The 8267-nt window shown below is 69.2% G+C and carries 5 protein-coding genes and 1 pseudogene; all 6 read left to right on the top strand.

Going from position 1 to position 8267, the window contains the following annotated elements:
• The first annotated feature begins 519 nt into the window (after positions 1-519).
• On the top strand, positions 520-1878 hold the full coding sequence (dnaB, locus tag I6A81_RS03080) for a replicative DNA helicase (RefSeq protein ID WP_203007348.1): 1359 nt from the start codon (positions 520-522) through the stop codon (positions 1876-1878).
• 175 nt (positions 1879-2053) lie between these two features.
• Positions 2054-2773, top strand: a complete 720-nt coding sequence (locus I6A81_RS03075) for a TnsA-like heteromeric transposase endonuclease subunit (protein ID WP_203007349.1) — start codon at positions 2054-2056, stop codon at positions 2771-2773.
• Positions 2770-4875, top strand: coding sequence for a helix-turn-helix domain-containing protein (locus I6A81_RS03070; RefSeq protein WP_203007350.1), 2106 nt, complete (start codon positions 2770-2772; stop codon positions 4873-4875). The genes I6A81_RS03075 and I6A81_RS03070 overlap by 4 nt, the downstream gene beginning before the upstream one ends.
• On the top strand, positions 4872-5975 hold the full coding sequence (locus I6A81_RS03065) for an AAA family ATPase (RefSeq protein WP_203010088.1): 1104 nt from the start codon (positions 4872-4874) through the stop codon (positions 5973-5975). The genes I6A81_RS03070 and I6A81_RS03065 overlap by 4 nt, the downstream gene beginning before the upstream one ends.
• 15 nt (positions 5976-5990) lie before the next feature.
• A pseudogene (locus I6A81_RS46060) lies at positions 5991-6398 on the top strand (TniQ family protein); the annotation flags it as partial.
• A gap of 195 nt (positions 6399-6593) precedes the next feature.
• Positions 6594-8267 (top strand): hypothetical protein (locus I6A81_RS03060; protein WP_238431188.1); only part of this gene is annotated, 1674 nt, incomplete at its 3' end.

The raw sequence follows: 8267 nt of genomic DNA, 5'->3' as shown, positions 1-8267 counted from the left end.
TCGATCGGCACGGCACTCGGACCAGGCATAACCCCAGTCTACGATCAGCCCAAAAACTTCAGACTCGGAACACTAGCCGGGTCTGGGCGGGTCCAGGTGGCCGTTCACAGGCCCGACGCTGACCAGGTAAGGGATGCGTTCCGGGAATTGGCAGAACTTTCTTGTGTCCACAGGGCGTGGGCCCAGAACCCCAGCGTAGAGGCCGATCCTCGGCAGACCGGGGGCTTGTTCATCCACAGACCATGCCCCGTCGTCCCGAGGTCCTCCCCAGGCCATACCGGCGTTGCCCACAGGTTATCCACACATCCCTGTGGATAACTTTTTGCCGACGGGGCCCATGGCTCCCTAAAGTCGACCCTGGTCACGGCCCGTTCATCCAGCTGGCGCGGCGGGTGACCTGTGACGACGCGTCCCCTTGACACCGGTCGACCGCGGACTCGAACATGTGTTCGAACGCTGTGGGGCCCGGTGCGGGGTGCGGCCGGGCCGTGCGGGACGATCAGGGCGGGGGTGAGGCGGGTGACGGTCACCGACATCGCGCGCGGTGGCGGTCAGCCCATGGAGTTCGACCGCACGCCGCCTCATGACCTCGCGGCCGAGCAGAGCGTGCTCGGCGGCATGCTGCTGTCCAAGGACGCGATCGCCGACGTCGTCGAGGTCATCAGGTCCACTGACTTCTACCGGCCGGCGCACGGCATCATCTTCGAGGTCGTCGGTGATCTCTACGGCCGTGGCGAGCCGGCCGACACCGTCAGCGTCGCCGCCGAGCTCCACCGGCGCGACCTGCTGGAGCGCGTGGGCGGCGGCGGCTACCTGCACACGCTGATCTCCAGCGTGCCGACCGCGGCGAACGCCGGCTACTACGCCCGGATCGTCGCCGAGAAGGGAACCCTGCGCCGCCTCGCGGAGGCCGGCACCAGGATCGTCCAGCTCGCCTACGGGCCCGCCCAGGACGTCGACTCCCTCGTGGACCGTGCCCAGGCCGCCGTCTACGAGGTCACCGAGCGCCGCACCACCGACGACTACGCGCCCCTCGGCGACCTCCTCAACCCCGCGCTCGAGGAGATCGAGGCGATCGCCGGCCACGAGGGCGCCCTCACCGGCGTCCCCACCGGCTTCGCCGACCTCGACGAGCTCACCAACGGCCTCCACGCCGGCCAGCTCTGGATCGTCGCGGCCAGGCCCGCCGTCGGAAAATCGACCTTGGGCCTGGATTTCGCGCGTGCCGCGTCCATCAAGCACGGAATGACGTCCGTCGTGTTCTCCCTGGAGATGAGCCGGATGGAGATCACCATGCGGCTGCTGTCAGCGGAGGCGCGGGTCTCGCTGCAGAACATCCGGACGGGCCGGCTCACCGACGACGACTGGGCGCGGCTGGCCCGGCGGATGGGCGAGGTCGCCGAGGCGCCGCTGTTCATCGATGACAGCCCGCACCTGACGATGATGGAGATCCGCGCGAAGGCCCGCCGGCTGCGCCAGCGCAACGACCTGCGCCTGGTCATCCTGGACTACCTGCAGCTCATGTCCTCGCCGAAGAAGGTCGAGAGCCGCCAGCAGGAGGTCAGCGAGATCTCCCGCTCGCTGAAGCTGCTCGCGAAGGAACTCGAGATCCCGGTCGTCGCGATCTCACAGCTGAACCGCGCCTCCGAGCAGCGCGCGGACAAGAGGCCGCAGGTCTCCGACCTGCGCGAGTCCGGCAGCCTGGAGCAGGACGCCGACGCCGTCATCCTCCTCTACCGGGAGGATGCCGTCGAAAAGGAATCGGCCCGCGCGGGCGAGGCCGACCTCATCATCGCGAAGCACAGGAATGGCCCGACCGGTACCGTGACGGTCGCTTTCCAGGGTCACTACTCGCGTTTCGTGGACATGGCCAACTGACGCCCCTCCTCGTGTAGGTTCTCAAAAGACCTGTCGGTTTCTCAGATGAGATGTCGTCTACATGTCGTCTCCGACAAGTAGGTGAGACAGCGGCCGGCGCGTCGGGCGGTGATCGTCTGGGTGGCCCGGGAAGATCGACGGTATGTCGACCGATCTTGGGCCACGGACTCGCCGGATGCGGGTGCGGTACCGCGCCGGCGACGGCGCGATCGTCGACACGACACTGGACCGGCTTACCGCAGACGAGGTCGTCGGTGGACTGCCGGTCCGCGACTTCCGTTGGCGGAAGGGCCAGCGGCACTACTCAGGCTGGTACTGGTCGTCGACCGTCGAACGGCTGGTGGCCTACGAGAGCCGCCTTGAGCTCGCACGGATAATGCTGGCGGACTTCGACCGCGAGGTGATCGCGATTGCCGCGCAGCCGTTCCAGTTGATCGGGGCGGACGGCGCGCGCATCCGGCGTCACGTTCCCGATCTTCTCCTCGTCGGTGCCGACGGCGGTGTGACGGTTGTGGACGTCAAGGCATCCGATCGGAGGGAAGACCCCGGGGTGCAGGCCTTGTTTGCCTGGACCCGGGAGACGGTGGCGACGCGGGGCTGGGGCTTCGAGGCCTGGTATGGCGGCGATGCCCGGCTACTCGCCAATGTGCGCTTCCTGGCGGGCTACCGCGACCGCCGTCTCGTCGACAGCGCCTTGGTCCCAGCTGTCCGCGAGGCGGCGGGAACGGGCTCGCGGATCGTGGACCTGGAACGGGCGCTCGCCGCGCCGATGCTCTTGGTTCGGCCGGTCGTGCTGCACCTGCTGTGGCGGGGCGAGTTGACCGCGGACCTCACCGGTGGCGTGCTCGACGGGATGACCATGGTGCGTCTCGCCGCTGGAGCCGAGGCCGCATGAGCCGGGCCGTCTCGCTGTACGTCGGGGCCGTCTTCACCTACGACGGAGAACTCTGCGAGGTCGTCCAGCTGGACGGCGTACGGATCACCGTCCGGAGCGCTGGGGACAAGTGGCGAACCGTGCGGTTGGCGGAGTTCCTGACAGGGGTATCGGCGCCGGCCCTGGCAGACGAACGGATCGACGCGGCACTCGGACCGGCACTCGCCGGCCTGAGCGAGGCCGGTCGCGCCGAGTTGGCAGAACGCTCGGATCACGTTCGAGAGGCACTCAGCGGATACCGGTCAGGGACCGCCGAACTGGCTAGGCCGGGCGAACCGCGGCCCGAGTTCGACCCGGCTCGGCCGATGGCGGATCGGTACGCGGCAAAGGCCGCCGAACTGGGGATTGCGCCGCGCACCGTGGAACGGTGGGCCCAGGCCTACCGGACCTTCGGGGAAGCGGGCCTGCTCGATGCCCGGAAGATCGTCAGCCGCCGCACGTCGGTAGACCCCCGCTGGGAGGATGCCTGCCGGCAGGTGATAGCCGAACGGGTCCGGGAATCAACGCCGACCTCGAGCGCGCTGCTGATGCGGGTGGAAGCCCGGCTGGAGGAGGCTCACGGTCCCGGAGTGGTGCCGTGCCCACCGAGGGCGACGGCTTACCGCCACCTGGCGCGACTCGCCAAGGGCACGAATGCACTGCGTGGATCGGCGAAAGCCCGCCGGTCGATCGCCGAGCGGCCGAAGGGCACCTACGGGCGGCTCCGGGCAACCCGGCCAGGCGAGTTCGCGATCCTCGACACCCAGTCGCTGGATGTCTACGCGATGGAGCCGGTGACGTGCCGGTGGGTCAAAGCCGAGCTCACGGTCGCCCAGGACCTTTTTACCCGCTGCATCCTGGCTCTGCGGGTAACCCCGGTGTCCACCAAGGCGGTCGATGTCGCTGGGCTGCTTTACCAGACGGTGACGCCGACGGTTGCCCCGCTGGAGTGGCCCGAGCAGGCCTGCTGGCCCTACCACGGCATCCCGCAGCACCTGGTGTTTAGCGAGGACGAGGCGGCTGCCGGCGTCCGCTTGGCCGGAGTCCCGGTCTGCCCGCCGGAGACTCTCGTCGTGGACCACGGCAAGGTGTTCGTCTCGGCCCACGTGATCAGCGTCTGCGCGCGGCTCGGGATCTCGATCCAGCCCGCGACACCGAAGAAACCGACGGACAAGCCCACCGTCGAGCGGTTCTTCAGGACCCTGCGTGAGGGACTGATCCAGCACCTACCCGCCTACAAGGGCCCGGACATCCACAGCCGCGGTGACCGTGTCGAGGACGCGGCGTTCCTCTACCTGCACGAGTTGGAGGACGTGATCCGCGAGTGGGTGGCGCTGATCTACCACCGGACCAGGCACGATGGCCTGGCTATCCCGGAGATGCCCGGGCTCGCCCTTTCCCCGAACGAGATGTACGAGACCGGGATCGCCAAGGCCGGCCTGCTGCGCGTGCCGCGGTCACCAGACCTCGTCTACGACTTCCTGCCCGTGCACTTCCGCAGCCTCCAGCACTACGGCGTCGAGGTCGGCGGGCTGCGGTACAACGGCCCGGCGCTCGATCCCTACCGCAACAGCGACAGCCCGTACGGCGGCATCCACACCGGGAAGTGGCCGATCCGGGTGAACCCGGATGACGTGCGCTACGCCTACTTCCAGGACCCGGCGGACAACCGCTGGCACCGCCTGGTCTGGGAGCACGCGCCCGGCCTGGGCACTCCCTTCAGCGCCGACGCCGCGCAGCACGCGCGACGCCTCGCGCTCCGCGCCGGCGACCGTCGGCCGGACGCGGGACAGGCACTGGCGGAACTGCTGGCGCGCTGGGACACCGGGATGGTCTCCGACCGGCGCGAACGGCGGATGGCGGTGCGTCTCGCCGCGGAGCGCCAGGCGCTTCCGATGCCCGAGGACGCGGCGGAACCCGTGACTGGGCTGCCGACGCTGGTCGCTCTGGCGGGCGGGGAAGAAGCGGTCCACGAACCGATCCGGCCGGTCGAGGACGTGCGGGGCGACGACGACACCGACGAGGAGATCTTCGATTCTCCCGACGACGACTTCTACGCCGACGCGTTCGAGGTCCTGCCATGAGCAGGCTCTACAGCCTGTCCCGCAAGGAGGGCTGGCGCCAGTACGTCAACACCCCAGCCCGGGTGGCGCCGGTGCGCCTCAACCCCGCGCAGCTCGGCGCCCTCGGCGAAGCCGCGAAGGACGAATACGACGAGAGCCGCCACGACTGGCACGCGAACTTCGGGATCCTGCGCACCCCTCAGCTGGCCACCGTCCACGACGAGCTCGATCAGATCGTCTCGACGAACCGGCAGGACCCGGACCGCATCCGCGGCGCCGCCGTGATCGACGCGCTGCCGGGCCTGGGCAAGACCACGATCGCGAGCAGCTTCGCGCGCGAGTTTGACCGCGCCGAGCTGCGCCGTCGCGGCTCGCTGACCGACGACGGCCACGAACGGATCCCGGTGTTCCGAGTCGGCCTGACCTCCAACACAACGCTGCGCACCCTGAATCGGATGATCTGCGAGTTCTACGGACATCCGGGCACCACTCGCAGCACCGCGGCCCAGCTCGCCAGCCACGCGGTCGACTGCGTGCTGAGCTGCGAGACCCGGATCGGGATCATCGACGACGTGCACTTCGTCGACCCCTACCGCAAGGACGGTCTCGATGTCTCCAACCACCTGAAGTGGCTGGCCAACGAGCTTCCGCTCACCTTCGTCTACGTCGGAGTCGGCTTGGCCGAACGCGGGTTCTTCGTCGAGGGCATGACGGGGAAGAACGCTGTGCTCGCGCAGACGGCGCGCCGCTGGACACGGCTCGAGGTGCCGCCCTTCGAGATCGCCTCAGACGAGGGACGGCAGCACTGGCAGGGCCTGCTGAAAGCGACCGAACGCCAGCTCGTGCTGGCGCGGAGCAGGCCCGGCATGCTTGTCGATCTCTCGGATTACCTGTTCGAGCGCACCACGGGACACATCGGCTCGTTCATCACGTTGGTCAGCCGAGGCTGCCTGCGCGCCATCCGCTCCGGGACCGAGCACCTGAGTCAGGAGGTGCTCGACCGGGTGCGGATCGACGAGGCCTCCGAAAAGGCCCGCCAGCAGTTGGCGGCCGCCTTCGCGGCCGGCCGGCTGAGCACCGCGCCGCGGCGCCGCGGCGCCGCGCTGACCCAGTCTTCGTGAAGGCGCCGTTCTACGATGCGGAGCCTTCCGATCCGGGTTCCGATCACGGACGGCGAGAGCCTCGAGAGCTTCATTGAGGCACTGGCGGCGCGGAATGACGTGCCTCCATGTCACCTGATGCCAGCCATCGGCCTGGGGATGCCTCGCACCCCGCGAGGGCTGATCGTCGGGGTAGACCCCCAGGTCCTGCGGCGAATCGAGAGCCAGACCGGGTTGCCGGCCGGCCGCCTCGATGCCGCCGTTCTTGACCAGTACGCGGCGTTGGACCTCGCGGCGCCTCCGGTCCGGGCTATCCCACGGAGACGCTGGGAGCGCTGGGCACGGGCGTCTGGAAGTCGCTTCTGCCCGCTATGCCTCGTGCAGACAGAAGGGCGGTGGCGCCTGGCGTGGTCGCTGACCTGGTCCTTTGCCTGTGTTGACCACCGGGTCCTTCTCGTGGCGCGGTGCCCCCAGTGCAAGCAGCATCCGAGATCCGGTGAGCATCGCTGGGCCGCGATCAGAGGATCGACGATCTGTCACCATTCGTTCGGCCAGATCCCACCCGGTGCGGCACGATCGCCGCGCTGCCATGCTCAACTCACTGCCGCAAGCACGCAGCGGCTGTCGCCGGGTCACCCCGTGCTGCGCGCGCAGCAGTGGATCAACGGAGTGCTCGGGCTGGAGGGGATGGCCACGTTCCCTGAGATGGTCACCCTGCTCGGCCTGCCCGTGCCGCTCGCCGCGGCCCTGGACGGGATCAGCGCGCTCATGCGCCAGGCCGCGACGAGGCTCGATGCCCTGCCCGGTCGCAACTCCCGCTACCTCGCCCCGCAGCGGCCGATCGACGAAGGTCTCACCGTCGAGCTGCCGAACACGGATCTCTCGACACCGGCGCGGCTCTCTCAGATGGAAGAACCGGCCTTGTTCGCCCTCGGCGCTGTCGTGGCCTTGGACGCCCTGATGGCCCCGACGCTGGACCAGGCCGTCGACGCCGTCGACTGGCTACTTCCCGGTGAAGAGCGCTGGATCTCCAACATCGTCGAAGGGGATCCCGAGAGGGACAGACTGGCGCCCAAGGACAGAGGCCCCGCGCTCTACAACGCCCTCGTACTGCGCCACCGAAGCCCCGAGATGAGGATCAGCTCCCGGCTCACCTTCCGCACCGCCAGCGCGGTGCCACGTTGGCCCGTCGCGGCCGACAGAGCGGAGAAGGCCGCTGACTATGGCTACGACTGGCCGAACCAGACGCGACAGGTGCCCGCCATCCCGCCGCGGCTCGTCCCCCAGCGTCTCTGGTCCTCCGTGACCGCGCTGCTCCCGTGCCCCACCCGCAAGGACACGCCGGCGTTCCCCGCGGCGATGGCGATGGCTGTCGTGCGCATCGGCACCTTCCTGCCGTGGCGCAAGATCGCCCTCGGGCTTGTGCTGCCCAGCCACCTGGCCTCCACGATCCGAGCGGTCTGGTCTCGGATCGATCGGGCCGGTCTCACCTCCACGGTGCTCGCCAGGCTCGACGTACTGGCCGACGCATTGATGAGCACGCCTCCGCCCATCGACTACGGCCGCCGACGCCGGATCTTCGTCGATATGACCCTCGTCGATGAGCGGCGGTTCAGCGCCGCCTGCCGGCGCAGCGGCCTGGTCGCGACCGACCGCCGACGCCGCTACGCAACCATGTGGCTCTGGGAACGGCTGACCGGCGGCGACATCCGGCTACATCCCGGCGACCTTGCTCCCTACGACCCCGACGACCGGACCGCCTACGCCGCGTTCCGTGGCCGTGAGTCGCGCAACTTGGACCGATACCTGGCCGACGAGGCCGAACGCCTCCTGCTCCGGCACCGACTCGACGAACCCATCAGTTGGCAGCCCGAACCGGACGGGCCCGACGGAGCTGGCTGGCGGTGCCCACCGCCCGATACGGCCCGCCGCCTGCCCGGATGGGTCAGCCCCAGCAAGCTGCCCGCTGCCCGCGGCGCGCGGGCGCACTTCGACGCCGTCTGGCAGCAACTCCTTGAAGATCCCCGCGACCGCTCCCTGGACCGCCTCATCCGTGCCCTGCCCAAGTTCTCGCTGGCCGGCCCACCAACGGACCGGCCAGGAGACGAACTCGTCCGGATAGCGCGCGACCGTCGCGACCGCGACTGGCCAGGCCTGGTGCCACTACACCGGCTCCAGAACCGACTCGGCGTCCAGTTCGTCCAACCCGAACCCAGCGACCAGCCCGCCGACTCCCTGAACCGCGCCGGGTTTGATGGAGGGAGTGAAACCAGGAGGAAGCGGACGACATGGGCGCGCCGAGGAAGTACCCCG

Origin of the sequence: Frankia nepalensis (assembly GCF_016786325.1) — a bacterium.
Lineage (GTDB): Bacteria > Actinomycetota > Actinomycetes > Frankiales > Frankiaceae > Pseudofrankia > Pseudofrankia nepalensis.
This window is presented reverse-complemented; position numbering and strand designations above follow the sequence as displayed.

What these genes read in the sequence shown, in the direction of transcription:
- I6A81_RS03075 (WP_203007349.1), top strand. Translation starts at nt 2,054, where the DNA reads ATGCGGGTGCGGTACCGCGCCGGCGACGGCGCGATCGTCGACACGACA.
- I6A81_RS03065 (WP_203010088.1), top strand. Translation starts at nt 4,872, where the DNA reads ATGAGCAGGCTCTACAGCCTGTCCCGCAAGGAGGGCTGGCGCCAGTAC.
- I6A81_RS03070 (WP_203007350.1), top strand. Translation starts at nt 2,770, where the DNA reads ATGAGCCGGGCCGTCTCGCTGTACGTCGGGGCCGTCTTCACCTACGAC.